Genomic DNA, 16,126 nt, shown 5'->3' with positions numbered 1-16,126 from the left:
GTTTTTAAAACATTGCTTTAATCTTCTTCAATTATTTGGATTAATGTTAAAATCTTATCCTCAAATACACTATAAGATTGCTCTTGAATCCTATATATTGGATACTTTTCTTGGAACCATTTATCAAAAGTTACATTCTTTCTACTTACCTTATTTCCCTCTAATTCAATCACCCTAAATACCGAGGACTGTTTATGAATAGTACCTTCAATCCTATAATAAGGAAAGCTTTCTGAACGAGTCCACCAATCTACAATTCCTTTTTCGGAGAAAACCATAGCTATGTCTAACTTACTTAATTCTACCCACTTTTTAGCTACAAGAACCCATGAAGCATTATACTTTTTACTTAACCGCTTTACATTTTTAATTGTAAAATCCATACGAGAAATATCTTCCACGAATTGTTTATAAGGTAAAAGAATATATGCTGCAAAATTATTAGCTTCTCTTTCTAATTGTTTATCCATCTTAATTTTACTTGTTTCAGTTACATCATCTAAAAAACAGAAAAAGTTATTTTGTGCGTGATGCGGTAATATAGCATGTGCTATCTCATGTGCTATTGAGAAATTAACTCTTCCTATTGATTTTTTTGTGGAATTTACAATAATTACAGGGGCCTTTAATGTACAATCTCTCACTAAGCACGCATCAAACTGTTCAGTTTCTAGTTTCTTTATTATTGTTTTCAGCCCTAAATCCTTAGCTAATTGAATTACATTTACAACATCCTCATTTGGGTGTTTCTCCTTATAATATCTTACTACATGGTTAGCATAATCTTTCCAATCCCACTGTCCGTTTTCAGGTGAAGTAAACACCTCATTATATTGAGTTATCTTCGCTTCTGATAATTCTCCAACTCTTTTAGTAATGTATTTTTTATCATTTTCTTTCAACTTATGTATTTCTTGTCTAGCAGCAATCGCAAAATCAGAATCCAAATTTCTTTTAAGTCTGTTCAAAGCATTGATAGTAATTTCCTTTAGGCTACTTGACATTACTTCTGCATTAAGAGCAAAGTTTTTATATAATCGTTCTAATAAATTAAAATTCCAAGATTCTTTTAAAAACTTTTGTATAGTATTTAGTTCGATTAAATCTGCTATAAATTCAATAATTTGTTCTTTTTCACTTCGGTTACATTTTTCCAGAAAAATGTCTAATTCTTCTAATTCAACTTTATTTTGAGACCTTATTATTCTTTGTATTTCTTGGTTAAAATGGTACTGAACAGTCACATCCATTAGCATATTTTCAATTACACTGAAGTAAGATTCATTTCTAGACGAACTTAATATTAATTCTTTAATCTTTAATTGACTTGAATAAATAATATGTTCAAAATTTTCTTTTACATAATGGGCATCTAAATCTAGAGCTATTTCGATATCCCAAGAAGCTAAAAATGCCATTAATATGTACTTGGCCTCTTTATTGTTTAGACTCTTTACTACCATATGTGAGATAACATCTACTGGTAATATCTTTTCAGCTATTAAAAAAGTTACAAGATATGTAAATTGCGGTAAAAATTCATCACAGTTATTTCGAATTAATTCATAGTAATATGCAGGAACTTGATTAGCTAATTTGTTATTTTTTTGAAATATACTTAATAACGGTTCTCTCCAGCCTACTGAATTATCATAAAATACCCTATCTGACAATTCTTGTAGCGCTACTTTTGGATGAGTTTCACTTAAGTATTCTTCAATTATATTTACAATCTCTGTTGATATATTTTCATCATAAGGGTTAAACATAATATCATTAATACTCAATTAACTCACTCCTCTCAAATCATCTAATAACACGTCTTTCCACTCTTGTCCATCCCACTGTTGAAAACCAATAATTTTAATAGCTTGTTTATCTGAAAATACTAGCTCACCTCTATGTAGTTTTTTCCCAACAGGAACACTTCTAGTCACACCTGCTGTGTTTTTTATCTTTTTAAAATTAGAAGTATCTTTAATTCTCATTAAAACTCGATAATTCATTCCTCTAATATCAATTCCATGGGTATGCACTACTCTAGGACTCTCTTTCTTAAGTTGTCCATTAGTTGTACAATATGCCCCATCTCCGTAATGAGGAACAAAGGATAAACTATAGTTAATGCAGTCTATACATAGGCAATGCGCAACAGAAGCTATAGACTGGCTAGATGACATCTTGAATAAATCGGTTGGTGTCCAAACATATCTATAAATAATCGCCTCTGACAAATCTACTTTTTCGGCCTCCAATGTAGCTTGACTGCGTTTCAATTCGCTTGTTTCAAGTAACCCTTCAATATCTTCTTCTATATGAAGATGTTGATGAGGTTTATCTCCCCACTCTTCACAAGTCTCACACCTTTTTATATCCATATTTGTTCCCCCTCTACCTACCAAACAAGAATATACGTTCGTATTTTTTCTAATAAAACATGCTAATTATACCATATTATCCTTTAAATACATAGATTCCTATACGAGTTCATTTCCATTTATCCTCAAATAATCTAATAATATCAATAACCATTGTACAGCTAATTAAGGACATAATTTTGTGTTCACAAAATGGTCACGTAATTTACAATAACCATTTCTATTTCATTTGAATTTTGTTTATATGCCCCAATAAAAAACCCTTTAAGTCAACATTTTCCCGTAGCTCAGCAGGGAGAGCGCCACCTTGACAGGACGGAGGTCGTGAGTTCGAGCCTCTCCTGGGTCATACATTGGTCGTAAGCCGCGTCAGATTAACGTTTGATGTGGTTGACTTAACGCTGACTTGACGCAGGGTGGCGGTTGCCGGCTAAACACGGTGGAGGTCGGCTGCAACGGATAGTTATACGTCTCTCATCTCGTTTTCAAAAACGAAATAGAAGGCGCTTTTGACGACATTTAATAATGAAGGCACAGTTTAAAAGCGTAAAGGAAAATGTGTAAAGAAAGAGTTAGGAACATTTACGACACATACGATTGACGACTTATTCGAGAAATTCTAACATGCTAAGGTTGCTGAAGGTCGAGCTGAACGTACTTTGCATCAATATAAGGAAAACTTTCGATACTTTACGTATTTCCTCCACGAAAAAGGTCTTAGTAGAAATATCGATACATTTACGACTGATGTGATCTGTAACTACGTAGTATTCATGAAAAACGAGAAGGTACAATTTGAAAATCATAATTATAAGCCTGACGACTGTAAAACAGTTAGTCTCTCACGTTCAACAAAAGATCTACTGGAGATTATCGAGCGGATCAAAGAAAAAATGCGGGCTTTAAGTCCGTTACAGAAACGTGGTTAGACACATCAAGTGAAAATCCGATGAATGAATTTCTACTAACTGTATTCTCGGGACTCGTACAATTCGAACGTTCCATGATTAAACAACGACAAAAAGAATGTATAGAAATCACCAAGGCAAATGGTAGGTTCAAAGGGCATAAGGTCGAACTAATCGAAGGTGGTAAAAAGGCTCATAAGGCATCGCAGGCAATCCAATGGTACAAAGAAGGTAAATCACAGTGCGAGACATCTGCAAAACGCTTTCAATCGGTACAGGAACGTTATACAGGCTATTAGAGCGTGAGGGATTACGTTAATTGCCCAAGTGGTTAAAAACTCCTATAAAGCTAAGGAAGTATACATTAATTGATTGTCCTTGCCAATTAAGGCAGGGACTTTTTGACATCTTGACGACCTCATCAGTGTCCCGAAATGTATTCTAGCAAACAAATATAAAACTGAATCCTTTATTAACTAAACTCGTTTCACTAAAGAACCACATAAAAATCAACCTATCAGTATAAAATAAAATAAACCCATTAAAAACTTTGTTATATAAAAAAATTCTTGATACTTGACTCCTTAGTAATGTATTTAGTATATTATGCGTAAGCAAAAAATCAACCCATTAGTTTTTCTAAAAAAGGGAGCGATTAACATGTCTGTTTTCAATTTTCTCGTTGCAACAAAAAATATTAAAGGAAAAGAAATCGCAAATGCAGTAGGAGTTTCTGAGCAAACCGTTAGTGAGTGGATAAGAGGAAAACCGATTCCCGAAGACCACCAAACTACTATTGCCAATATGTTAGGAGTACGAGTACAATTCATCGGAAAACAACTCTCCCCCATAGATTTTGGAGAAGATTTTGACGAAGAGACACTTAATTCAGTAGAGAGAGAAATTATTAAAGAAGCAAATTCCAACATCGAAGCTTGTCTTCCAACAGTTACATTGCAACCTGCACGAAGAGCTGACACAATCGTATCAGCAAACTTACAGCAAACTATCTATCGAAAAGTCTCTCTTGAAACTCTAGAACCTTATGTAGATCAAAAGACCTTCGATGGTATTTCCGAAACGTATGGATCATCCGGTTTTCATTGTTGGGGGACAACACTTTTCAATAGAAGCAAATTCCTTCGTATAACAGCTGGCTCAACTGTGTTATTTTGCGGTGATAGGATGGCATATTTTTCAGGGGTTATCACACATAAAATCGAGAGTAAAGGATTAGCAGAAAAACTATGGAAAACAAAAACGGGCAAAGAACCTTTTGAGTTGATATACCTAATTCAAGATTTAAATCCACAAGAAATAAATATAAAAGAATTAACAAAAGTCATTGGCTATAACAAAGACTTCATCCAATCTTTCACCGTGTTAGATAACGAAAAAAGCGCAAAAATCTTTAATTATTATGATTTACAAAGTAATTTGTTCCAACCCACTATCAGTAAACTCGCCTTTGAAAACGAGCTAACAAAATTCAACGGGGACTTAGATGTAAATCGAAATCAAACAGGACGCTTAGAACAATTTCACCTTCGAAAGCACCTACTTAATAATAGTCCAACTGGTGTATGTGCGTGCTGCGGAGAAACTATGGGTGCAGATTTACTCGTCTGCAGTCACATAAAAAAAAGAGCGACTTGTACATTGGAGGAAAAAAAAGACTATAATGTCGTCACCCTAATGTGTACTTTAAACGGTTGCGATAAACTTTTTGAGCTAGGGTATATAGGTGTAGGATACGACGGCCGTATCGTCACTGTGGATAAAAATAGTTCGCACATTATAACGAAGGATCTTTCAAGACGATTAGCACACTTAAAAGGAAAAACTTTCCTGTCGTGGAACTCTAATAATTCAAAATTCTTCCAGTGGCATTACGAGTTTCACAATTTTCCAAATGAATAGTATTTCCAATCATCGGAGTAAACAACCATGTTCTTTTCAAATATACGTGTCTGAACATGTTGCCAAGGTAAATCTAGTAATTAATGCTTCGCCCTTACCGATTACGGTAGGGCTTTTTTTTGTAGTCAACACTCATTTTATATAATATATCCAATGTCATACTGTTAATTATTTTTACTTTATAACAAATCGAAAAAAATTGATCAAACGCTTGATGCATCTAGGTTTTTGAATGTAAATTAAAAGCTAAACGGTACCCTTCGGTATTTGAGGAATTGACGTTTTCGGACAGGCTACACCAAGTATTTCATCATTCTTACAGATTTTCATACTACGCCAATTGCTTCTGTAAATTCTCCCCATAACTTCTCAATCTTTAAGATGTACTCTGCCTTTTGTAGATGTCCTAATTCGAGTGCATCGGTTATGGTTACATATAATTAAATACTCCCATTTCAAAAGAAAAGACACCCTTTATGGTGCCTACAGTTTTATAATATGGTTGTATGAATAAGTTCATATGCACTACCTTTTATACTAAAAAGACTCTTTGTATGAATTAATGAATCATATCATCTATCTAGAAAAAAATTCAATTAATTTTAACAAAAAACCATCTATAAAAATATTAATATTCCAGATTAGTTTAAGAGCACTTCAATAAAATTAATCTGCTATTTCCACACTTAATGTACCATTCATAAACCCATTCGCCTCAAAGTTTTTCTGTAATGCTCCTTCAATCTCTTTAACAGTCATTTTACTCATTGCTCTGTTGTGAATAGTTCAAGGGTATATTGTAAACCTCTGTTATTCTCTGTATACTTCTTAGGTCTTCCATTATAGACAACTCTGTGCTTTGCTTCTTCAATGTCCTCTAATTGCCTCTCTTTAATCATATCTGCCTCAAATTCAGCTATACCAAATAAGACAGTAATCATTAATTTTCCAATTTCCATACTTGTATCAATCTGATCTCCACTTATGTTAAAGACAATAAAAGAAACACCTTTGTTATTTAATGCTTAACGCATCCTTTGCACTTCTTGCGAAACTGCCCTACTTAATAACAACAATAGTGTCACCTTCTTGCACTGTCCCAAGGATTCAGTTGAATCTCTCTATGCTTTCTTCCACTAGCCTTCTCTTTAAAGATCGTATATTCTTCACTTCCTCCCCACCAAAGATTTTATTCCCTAAATTTCCCAAATGAAAATCACTACGTAACTACAAAACCCTAACCAGCAATAAGGATTAATTCCTGTTTCAATATAATAATCGTAAAAGTCCAATATTTACATAATATATAAAGTATGATAAATTAAAATTATGTCATCAGGTGACGAACGGAGGCTATTTGATTCGAATGATTTATTCGAAAATGGAGAACAAAGCTACTTCATGCTTAGTTCTAAGTGAGAACTTACTTTTAATTATAGTTTCCGTGGGAAGTCTTGCAATAAGCAAGGCTTTTTGTTTAGGAGGAACAAAACATGCTACTCGAAGATATAGAATTACACATAAACCAAATAGCAACTCGTAAAGCTGAAGAATTCCAAAAATATCATAATAACTTGGAATTAATCTGCAAGAGAGAACAAAGAAGGATTAAAAATCCTCCAAAGAAAGAAATTAAAATTCCTGAAGAATGGAAAGTTAACAAGAAATATAACCCTTTCTATGTTTTAAAACATCAGAAACAAATCGCTAAATCTATTTTTAATAAGTTAATCAATGGAACTTATAAACCATTTAAACCATATTTAAAGCAAATCCCAAAGAAAAACAGTAATAAGACTAGACCTGTACATATTTTTCAAATTCCAGACGAAGCAGTATCTAATTATTTTTATAATAGATTACTCAGCAAAAATAAACATAGATTTAGCTCTTTTTCCTATGCCTATAGAAACGATAGAAATGTTCATTATGCTATTCAAGATATTGCATTAGACATTAAGGTTAATCCCAGAATGTTTGTTGCTGAGTTTGATTTCAGGGATTTTTTCGGCTCAATTAATCATAATTATTTGATTGAGCAGCTTAATCAAAATGGATTTTTAGTAAGTGAATTTGAGAAAACAGGAATACAAGTATTTCTTGATCACTTTACAAAAGGTATTCCGCAAGGCACTTCTATATCTTTATTCTTAGCAAATATTGCCTGTTGGCGTTTAGATAAAAAATTAGAGCTAGAAGGCCTTAGATTCGCAAGATATGCTGATGATACTGTTATATGGTCAGAAGATTATACGAAGATTTGTAGATCATTCGATATTATGCAAGATTTCTCCAGAGAAACAGGTGTTGAAATAAATTTTGATAAATCACATGGAATAAGCCTACTATCAAAAAAAGGAATGCCTTCTGAACTTCACTCAGATAAAAACTCTATTGAATTTTTAGGTTATCAACTTTCTGGGGATACCGTTAGTATTAAGCCAAATTCGGTAAACAAAATAAAAAAACATATTAGTTATCTATTATATAAGAATTTAATTCAACCGTTAAATAAAACACCTTTACAGTCTGTAAAAATCCCAAGCAATAATAATGATAGTCACTTCTTTACCGCAATAATGCAAATAAGGAGATACTTATACGGTAATTTAAGTGAATATATGTTAAAAAATTATTTAAATGGCTCTTATAAACGTTTAAATTTCAAAGGGGTTATGAGTTTCTATCCATTAATTGATGATGAAGAGCAGATGAAACAACTTGACAAATGGCTATTATCTACAATTCTAAATTCATTAAAAAAGAGAGCTAAATTGCTTTTAAAACATGGTTTTAACCGCTACAATCAGTTTCCATTTAATTTGAATAAAAATAATTTACTTGAGGAATGTAAGAATAAGAAAGTTCACGGAAGAAAGGGTTTAGTTGAAATTCCTAGCTTCACAAGAATTTACCAAGCAATTAAAGAAGAAGTTTTAGTTAAAGGCATTGAGAAAACAATGCACCCAAAATCCAATGAGTACAGTTACTAATAAAAAAACACCCTCAAATTTGTAGATTTCACCAAAGATACTTGTATATTTAATATAACAAAGCTCCTACAAATAAAGGAGCTTTTTATACTTCTTAATTATTCTCTAAAATGTTCTTCAATTAAAGAATTTAAATAGAACATTCCTAAATAAAACTTAATGTTGGCATTATATAATCTTCAAGTAAGTTAACATCTATAAAAATAATTCCATTCTCTTTTTTAAATATCTATAGTCTCTTTTAAATATCCTTCAAACTTCTTTCTTTGTTTCCTGTTTCAATATTCTTTAAATTCCCATCAAAACGAACCAACAAATTCCTAAATTTACCTAACCCTTAAAATATAGGACTTATTAATTTGTCGATATCTCCTTTGGTTTTATCAAATATTTTGATAGGTCTTTCATCATATCCTACTTATTTTTATATTCTTACTTTAGTATTTTTCCATTATTGCCATACAATAATCCATATGAAGTATATTTTCATTTATAATTACCCTTCTCTAGAAAATCCCATGTTACTTTTTTTGCAAAAGGTATCAAATCAGACTCATCAAGGAAAATGACTTCGTTTTCTTTCGTATTTATTAGATGTAACAAAACTAGTTCATTATTACGATCCTCAAATACCTTAAATACTCCTGCACTGTCCCTTAAGATACCACATGCAAAATTACCTGTACTTTTTATTTCATTAATTTTCTGCTTTAAAAATTCCCAATCTACAGACTTCTGTAATGGTGAATTCCTTAAAACATGATAAACTTCATCAGTAATAAAAGTCATTATATCTAAAAAAAGGTCAAATCGTTCAATAGCTTGCGAATAGTTCAACTTGTGTATACTTTCCAATAACAAATTCTTATTCCCGGTTTTTGTGTCCAAAAATGTAGAAATTGCATTTCGATAGTTCGCAGGAAACTCATCATAATAGAATTCTATAATTTTATTAAATTCTTGTTTCATAATTTTTGTAAGATGATCATAAATAGGTGTAAGATTCCCCTCCGGTATTTTTAAAATCTTGTTTTTTAATATTGTGTTAAGACTCCAACCAAACTGAACTCCCAAATTAAAAAACTGTTTAAAGACTTTGGAGTTTCCCTCTAAAAACTCACCATTCATCCATTTAATATATTCTTCAATTTTACTAACATTTTCTTTTATCCTATCAACGGGATAGGTGGTTAACTGAAGATTTGGTGGACATAATTCTTCAATACAATCCTGGCATCTAAAACCAACTTCTTTACAGGGGTGTGCAAGATCCATCACCAACCAATTCAAGAAAGCAAGCATTTCAAAGTTAAGCTTCGAGCTATCTGATATCTTTTGACACATCCCTAACATAGAACCAAAGTGGAACAAATCATTCAATTTTATTTTCCCAAAAGCAAATAAATCATTTTTGGTAATTTGATCAATGATTTGAAGTCCAATCTCTGGATTATGGAAATTATTCTCATAAAGATAAGCTTCCGGAACGAAACGATCTGATGCACCAGGATGCAAGAATATTTCATGTGTGAATTCATTTATAATTCCCCAACTATCAATATAGAGTGGTAAAGCCGTGCTCATTGCCTCTTGACGATCATGTTCCCAATCTGAATTATCTCCCCAAATAATTTTTGTTTCTGTGTATTTGGCAAAATAGCGCATTCCCTGTTCAGCCAAATTTCTTATAGTTCTTTCTAATCCTTTCTCACCATTGGCCCCTAAAATATATTGTGCTAATGGATTTCCTTGATTTTTCGGTGTCATATTTAACTCTAACGATTTTTTAAATATATTATAAGGATTTAGAATATATATTTTTAAAGAATAAGTCTTATCCTTTAACTTGCAAAGCAATATAAAACCGTGGGAATGATTTCTCTCTCCATCCCTTACAATCAAATCCATAGCTGTTGTTAATAAACTTAGCGGCTGCGAAACATTTTCAAAATGAATATGTAATTCTTTTCCAAAGAAAAAGTTTCTATCCAGATAATTAATATCTAGATCAGACCATGAATTAGGTAACACAATATCCAAACAGGAAATTTTATTATCTTTAATTACTGGATTTAAACATAACACCTTATGAGTATTATTTAACAGCAAATTTCCAACAGAATGCTGAAGGAGCGTATTATATTCTGTGGAAACAATAACAAACGAAAAGTTGTAGTCTGCTAGGAAAGGTAAATGATTTTTCACCTCATGAGCATATCCAGTTATTTCAGTTACGGTCTGTCTCTCTGCATTTTTCTCTCTTTTCAACTCTATAATGATTACTTGCTGAGTTTCATCATTAACTAGTAGAAAATCCGGCATTAAATATTCGCCGCTCTGTAAAGAAACGCTCCGAATACTGTTTCCATTTATTATTGTAAAACCTTCTTTTAAACTTTGTAGAATAAATTTTGCAGACCTATATGCCTTCTGTCTAAGTAAATAGTCAATAGTAAACTTTGGAAAAAGGTCTTCGTCATAATCCCTTTCATTGAGACGATCAATTTCCTCAATTCCTTGAATACTATCATAAAACTGACCAGACTGAATAATCTTAAGTAACTCCCCCTGTAATACTTCCTCATAAACTTGAGCCATAAATTTACCTCACTTATCTTGTCTTATTATTTAATTTAAAGATCTTTAATAAAATAAAGTAGTTTTATTAACTTTATAGTGCATTGAATTTATATTGTTTATCAACCTCCAACAAAACATTTCCGTGTTTCACCATAAAAACCCTAAAAAGTTTAGCCGTTGGCAAGGATTAAATATAATAAGTTATTAAGATTTACTACCCTGCTCCAGTATAAAGAGAATAACTTTTGAAATGTAAAAAACATCTACCTATGTTAAAATTTATTGTTGTGTATCTAAATCTGATATTATATATTAAGTGAACATTTTTTGATTCTCATATCTATCTATTACCTTGTTATCTTTACGTAATATCCTTACACCCAATTCATACTACTCTTTATTATTGATTCCAAAGTAACTTCCTTTTAAAGAAGAGAAACCTTTTTCCAGCCTATTTATGAACTAAATCGAACGTTTTAATAAGTGAAAGCTCTTCTTCTTTAGTACATCACATACGATAACGATTTCTAAATCTTTTTCAATGCTCTTTTACGCTTTTAGTTGTTTGACTTCAGAAGATGACACTCCTTACTTAATAAATTTGAAAAACTTTTATCCCTTTTGTTTAATAAGCTTAGACTAAGGTTATACCTTCTAGCTACTAGGGGTTAATTTTCGGTTCTTATTACTTCTGATACAAACTATTTTTAAAATGCTATCAAATGTTTTCTTCTTTGCATAATAATTCTAATCTCCTTGATTACTGCAAGTATAAAACCACTCTTAGTAGGTTACCGTGGTCATTAGTTACCTAAAAGAATATATCTGAGATCATAAAAAAGGATGGCTCAAATTCAATGTCGTAACCATCCCTTAAAAATTTCATTTCTATTATAGAGAACTCTATTCTTCACTTAAAAATTTTTATTATTTAGATTAAGTTTTATAAATCTACTAAACCTTATTTACAGGTCACCCCTCAAACTCCCAATCAGTTTTTTTAGGATTAAGTCCTATATCTTTTAAAACTTCATCACCAGTATGGTAAAATTTACCTTGATCTACTTTATCTGTTATATCCAAATCATCTTCTCGAATACTTATTATTTGAAACATACCAGCTGCCCCAGCTCTTTCCGCAACTTCATAATCTGGATAAATATATATCATATTTAACATCTCCTCTTTTTTGAGTGTAAAAAACTTGTATTTAATTTAATGTGGATAGGGTGTTACAATGCTTAATACATCAATCCCATTTCACTTTAAATTATATATACAGATAACAAATTATAACATACAAGAACCCTTTTTTGAATTTTTATACACCTTTCTTTATTTCGACTTTGATTTAAGAATTTCTCACAATTATGTGTAAAAATCTTATCACATATGTAGTAGACTCTAAAAGATATCTACTACAAAGATAATATTTCTGCAAGCCCACATTCCATCTCTTTTATACTACCTTCTAATTCTTTCATTTGTAGGTTTCTAATTAGTTCTACAGGTTATCATTTTATACAATATATAAATATCAACAATATACAATACTACTAATCTAAGATCTGTTGACTTAAAAGTACTACATCTATACTATTCTTTCTTGAAACTCGTATTTTAACAAATATCCGTTTTTTATAGTATAAGAATTTATAGCATATCACCTATTTGTATTTATACTTTTTTTACTGTTCTCCAATTAGAGAAAGTGGATGATATTCATTTTTCAAAATGTCTCTTAAAATGTTTTATAGGTCAACAAAATATAAAATTCCCTACTAAAATCATATTTAGAATTCTAATCAATACAATTTATAAAGTTATTCTTATAGAGCCGAACTAAATCAGAATTACAATTAACAAAATTTATATGATAAGAAATTCTATGAAGTTTTTTATTAATTTCTTAATTCTCTTAGAGATACAGATATCTAGTTACTTTATTTTCTACTTTTTTGAGCTGGCAGTTAGATTAACGTTTTACCCTTGTTTCTTTTCTAATAAAAGTGATATAGAAACACCTTACTTTGTACCTATTAGAATACAATCTATGCTTTCAAGTTTAGATAATAGTTGATATTTCGCAAGAATTTTTAAATTTTCTAATCCCTCTGTTATCTGAATTAACTCTGATAATTTCCCATGAGATTTTTTCCAAGAATTCACTTCACCTATAGAGGCTTTATCATTTTCAACCCAGAAATTCAGACGGAATTTTCAAATAAATAACTAAACTTCTATTTTCACTGTTAAGAAATCCTTAATTTAAAAAGTAGTTAAAGCAAAAATATTTTCGCTTTAACTACTTCTCTTTAAAATCTCCTAATTAAGTTCTTAAATGTCTATTTAAAAAAAGCAAAAAAACATCTATTAATTTACTAACTTTATTACTCCTCAATCAAACTTGCATAAGCTATAAATGTTTGCATACTTTCTTTAAGTTTTATTTTAGGCTTCAAAGTATTATTGTTTTGACTTGTTTCTAATATATCTAATACATCATATTCTAATATTAATTTTTTAAACTTATAATTTTTGGAGTATAGAGAATTAATTAGTATCAATTCAAATTCTGCATTCGACCACTGAGCACGTAGCATTCCAAAATAATACCTTCTATCACCTATTATCGGTTCTCTTCCTGTTTTTTTCTTTATTTTTTGTTGTTCTTCCTCATTTTCTGCCACATTATTTACTATAAATTTTACTATTCGATAGTTATTTCTCATATAATGACCAACATTATTACCATATTCATTATGAAAATTTCCATATACTTCATCCAAAGTTTCCTGAGTAATTGCATCGTAAGTATTAAAATTCCCACATGAATATTGTTTAGTCTGCAACATATTTTCATAAATAGATTTAAATTTTACAATTGCCTCTCGTCCAGTAATATTACGCCCAAATTCTACTGTGCTGATATGGTTTATAATTTGATGATGTAAAGTTAGCATATTAAAAAAGGCATTATCTATTTGCTGAACTTTAGCTGTATTATTACCAATACTAAATTCATCTCGAGTTAATTGTAATTCTATTCTTTGTAAGGCTAACTCTTTTTTTTGCATTACTATTGCAGCAATTACAAACATAATTGACGCTAAAGTAAACAGTCCGACTGTCGTGCCCCCAAAAAAATCTCCAACTACTCCCAATTTATTGAATTGCTCATAATCAAATTTCCATCCTAACTTATAAAGAATTGCAAAAGGTGTAGCAATCGCTACAGCAATCACTAAAATCCCCAAAAAAATCCACCAATTTTCTTTTTTTAAAAGCCAAAGTTTATTTTCCTCTTCCAAAGATAACACTCCTTATAAATTACATATATATTTTTTATATGAATATTTATTTTTCCAAAACAGCAACATTCATCCCTCATCCTTTAGCCCCGTTTAAACTTATTAACAAAATTTGAAAAAGCTTAATTATTGTATCAGATGAACAAAAAAAGCATATTTTAAGTATGCTTGCTTAAAACATGCCTTTTTATATTTAAACTAAATTATAAAGAAAAATTATTAGTTTGTTTTAACAAATAAAATTTGAAATTTTTAATTTATCAAAACATAATAGAAGACTATCGATGAGCTACTAAGAAAGCCACTTTACATTTAGTACATTTATACTTAGGTATCCCATCTTGATATAATCGATTAGTAACCATATCAAAATTTGGAGTAGTCTGATCATATCTATCAAACATATCATCCCATTCATCATTGTATTCTAGTGTAGCTCCACATTCGGTACATTTATTATTTAAATTATCCTTTTCCACAATAATATTTTTCATAATTCCCTCCATATAAAACTGTAATTTCTTCTGCACTTTATATAACTAAACCTTTTTTCTAATACCTTTAGTTTATACCTTAAACTTCCTTCAAGCAATATTATTTTATAAAAAATTTGTATATTATGTTATTAAGTTTAATTATACAACTTCAAAACAATTTCCCATAAGATTTTCATTAAAATATCTAAGAAAAAAAATAAAAATGCATCCATTCTTATATAAGGATAATCATTCAACGGATTTAGTTTAAGTTCCCAATCTAAACCCTATCATTTTTACTTCAATTGCCTAATTTTAAAAAAATCTTTCTTCCTGCTACTTTTTATTTTATAAAAATAAATTATTATATAAATTGTATTTAATAAAATACCTTGATAAATTAAGAAACTTCTTTAAAGTAGATGCTCGGAATAAAAGTTTTATATTCTAGCTATTATACGATCAATTCTAAAGTATACAAAAAATGATGACACACTTGAAATTCTCTTTTAACCATACACCATTTAATACATGATCTCTATGCTTTAGCTGTTGTTGAGCCTTTATACCCTTAATATTTTTTAATAATAATTGGTTAGCAGCTATAAATACTTGGTTAATCTCATACTTAATGGTTCTTTCTTCATATTCACAATACGCCATATTTTTTTATTTCCGCCTAAGCTTTCTTTAATATCCCCCAACCCTTTTAAATTAATCTATACTTGCTGGTACTTTATCATAGTGCCTTTGATCAGCTCTTTTAATAAATGGAATGCATAAATTCGCTAAAATAAAATCAACTTTTTTACTTCTTACTAAGGTTTACCACGCGTTAAATGTTTGAATGCTTTCCTTATGCTTAATATTAAATATATAACATAATATCTTCTATACCCTATTCTTGGTAATCTCTTTGTTACTTACCTCTTATTCCCTCTCCATTTTCTATTTCCTTTACAAAAGCTATACATCCCTTTTTATTTATTCTTGCCTATAGTAGAAGGATATTAATGTTAATAATATAAAAGTGGTATCCTACATCCCTTGTTACATAAACGTTTGAAAGAATACGGTACCGATACCTGTAGCTATTGTAGAGATTAATGTTAGAGCAACAGGTGTACTCATTTTAAAAAATATTTCTTCTCCTGTTTTTGTTTTAATTTGAAATTCCATAGTAGTTCCTCCTTAATCTTTAACGGTGAAATATAAATGAAATTCTCCATTTAATTTTGCATAACTTCTTTACAAACAGATCGTTAGATTGAGATTGTATATTTTAGTAAAATTTCATTCTATCCATGTATTTTACTCACAACGCTTATATATTTTAATAGCAATTCAAAAAAAATTTAAAATAAAAAAAGAATAGCTTTTAAACTAAATTAGTTTAATAGGCATAGGTTTATTGCATTATTAAAAATAATGTATTCACAAAATTTATTTTTACTTGCTTTATTTAATTGAACTAGATGAATAAGCATAAAATACCCCTTCAATTTTATATATTTCTTTTTCTTTCTTCTATGTACAACTTTAAATTGTAATCCTTATTTT

The 16,126-nt window shown here is 30.1% G+C and carries 12 protein-coding genes and 1 pseudogene; 5 read left to right on the top strand and 8 right to left on the bottom strand.

Going from position 1 to position 16,126, the window contains the following annotated elements:
* Positions 1-17 precede the first annotated feature (17 nt).
* Both NZ044_RS27985 and NZ044_RS27980 read right to left on the bottom strand, forming a co-directional pair.
* Entirely contained in the window at positions 18-1,787 is a 1,770-nt protein-coding gene (locus tag NZ044_RS27985; protein WP_340950106.1) for an ImmA/IrrE family metallo-endopeptidase, read from the bottom strand.
* Positions 1,788-2,378 carry a hypothetical protein gene (locus NZ044_RS27980; protein WP_322371745.1) on the bottom strand — a complete coding sequence of 197 codons (591 nt, stop codon included), beginning with the start codon at positions 2,376-2,378 and terminating at the stop codon, positions 1,788-1,790. It lies immediately after the preceding gene.
* A gap of 659 nt (positions 2,379-3,037) precedes the next feature.
* Between NZ044_RS27980 and NZ044_RS27975 the strand changes: the two genes are divergently transcribed.
* From NZ044_RS27975 to NZ044_RS27960, 4 genes and pseudogenes are all read left to right on the top strand, one after another.
* On the top strand, positions 3,038-3,307 hold the full coding sequence (locus NZ044_RS27975; protein WP_340950105.1) for a hypothetical protein: 270 nt from the start codon (positions 3,038-3,040) through the stop codon (positions 3,305-3,307).
* A 14-nt stretch (positions 3,308-3,321) separates the two neighbouring features.
* Positions 3,322-3,375: pseudogene (locus NZ044_RS27970) on the top strand (hypothetical protein); the annotation flags it as partial.
* 6 nt (positions 3,376-3,381) lie between these two features.
* Positions 3,382-3,585, top strand: coding sequence for a hypothetical protein (locus NZ044_RS27965; protein WP_340950104.1), 204 nt, complete (start codon positions 3,382-3,384; stop codon positions 3,583-3,585).
* Between the two features lie 307 nt (positions 3,586-3,892).
* A complete protein-coding gene (locus NZ044_RS27960; protein WP_340950103.1) occupies positions 3,893-5,206 on the top strand; it encodes a helix-turn-helix transcriptional regulator in 1,314 nt (437 codons plus the stop codon).
* A 764-nt stretch (positions 5,207-5,970) separates the two neighbouring features.
* On the opposite strand, the gene NZ044_RS27955 is transcribed toward NZ044_RS27960, so the two are convergent.
* Positions 5,971-6,177: a recombinase family protein gene (locus NZ044_RS27955; RefSeq protein WP_240525056.1), complete on the bottom strand. Its 207-nt coding sequence runs from the start codon at positions 6,175-6,177 to the stop codon at positions 5,971-5,973.
* Between the two features lie 522 nt (positions 6,178-6,699).
* Here NZ044_RS27955 and NZ044_RS27950 point away from each other — a divergent pair.
* Positions 6,700-8,199, top strand: coding sequence for a reverse transcriptase domain-containing protein (locus NZ044_RS27950; RefSeq protein WP_098349327.1), 1,500 nt, complete (start codon positions 6,700-6,702; stop codon positions 8,197-8,199).
* 486 nt (positions 8,200-8,685) lie between these two features.
* On the opposite strand, the gene NZ044_RS27945 is transcribed toward NZ044_RS27950, so the two are convergent.
* From NZ044_RS27945 to NZ044_RS27925, 5 genes are all read right to left on the bottom strand, one after another.
* The gene (locus NZ044_RS27945; protein ID WP_340950102.1) at positions 8,686-10,797 is read right to left on the bottom strand and encodes a hypothetical protein; all 2,112 of its coding nucleotides are present in this window, start codon (positions 10,795-10,797) and stop codon (positions 8,686-8,688) included.
* A gap of 954 nt (positions 10,798-11,751) precedes the next feature.
* Positions 11,752-11,949: a hypothetical protein gene (locus tag NZ044_RS27940; protein WP_340950101.1), complete on the bottom strand. Its 198-nt coding sequence runs from the start codon at positions 11,947-11,949 to the stop codon at positions 11,752-11,754.
* A 1,220-nt stretch (positions 11,950-13,169) separates the two neighbouring features.
* Complete coding sequence (locus NZ044_RS27935) at positions 13,170-14,090, bottom strand: putative phage abortive infection protein (protein ID WP_223153430.1); 921 nt, start codon at positions 14,088-14,090, stop codon at positions 13,170-13,172.
* Positions 14,091-14,368: 278 nt separating this feature from the next.
* Positions 14,369-14,584, bottom strand: coding sequence for a hypothetical protein (locus NZ044_RS27930; RefSeq protein ID WP_000789538.1), 216 nt, complete (start codon positions 14,582-14,584; stop codon positions 14,369-14,371).
* 1,032 nt (positions 14,585-15,616) lie between these two features.
* Positions 15,617-15,745: a hypothetical protein gene (locus tag NZ044_RS27925; protein WP_002006281.1), complete on the bottom strand. Its 129-nt coding sequence runs from the start codon at positions 15,743-15,745 to the stop codon at positions 15,617-15,619.
* Positions 15,746-16,126 lie beyond the last annotated feature (381 nt).

The organism is Bacillus sp. FSL K6-1338, assembly GCF_038006965.1.
GTDB classification, from domain to species: domain Bacteria; phylum Bacillota; class Bacilli; order Bacillales; family Bacillaceae_G; genus Bacillus_A; species Bacillus_A thuringiensis_S.
Note: the sequence above shows the minus strand (reverse complement) of the source record. Positions and strands in the feature narration are given on the sequence as shown.

Bases quoted from the DNA above. Each gene is read 5' to 3' on its own strand.
- NZ044_RS27950 (WP_098349327.1), top strand. From the start codon at position 6,700: ATGCTACTCGAAGATATAGAATTACACATAAACCAAATAGCAACTCGT.
- NZ044_RS27930 (WP_000789538.1), bottom strand. From the start codon at position 14,584: ATGAAAAATATTATTGTGGAAAAGGATAATTTAAATAATAAATGTACC.
- NZ044_RS27945 (WP_340950102.1), bottom strand. From the start codon at position 10,797: ATGGCTCAAGTTTATGAGGAAGTATTACAGGGGGAGTTACTTAAGATT.
- NZ044_RS27925 (WP_002006281.1), bottom strand. From the start codon at position 15,745: ATGGAATTTCAAATTAAAACAAAAACAGGAGAAGAAATATTTTTTAAA.
- NZ044_RS27960 (WP_340950103.1), top strand. From the start codon at position 3,893: ATGCGTAAGCAAAAAATCAACCCATTAGTTTTTCTAAAAAAGGGAGCG.
- NZ044_RS27980 (WP_322371745.1), bottom strand. From the start codon at position 2,378: ATGGATATAAAAAGGTGTGAGACTTGTGAAGAGTGGGGAGATAAACCT.
- NZ044_RS27965 (WP_340950104.1), top strand. From the start codon at position 3,382: ATGATTAAACAACGACAAAAAGAATGTATAGAAATCACCAAGGCAAAT.
- NZ044_RS27940 (WP_340950101.1), bottom strand. From the start codon at position 11,949: ATGATATATATTTATCCAGATTATGAAGTTGCGGAAAGAGCTGGGGCA.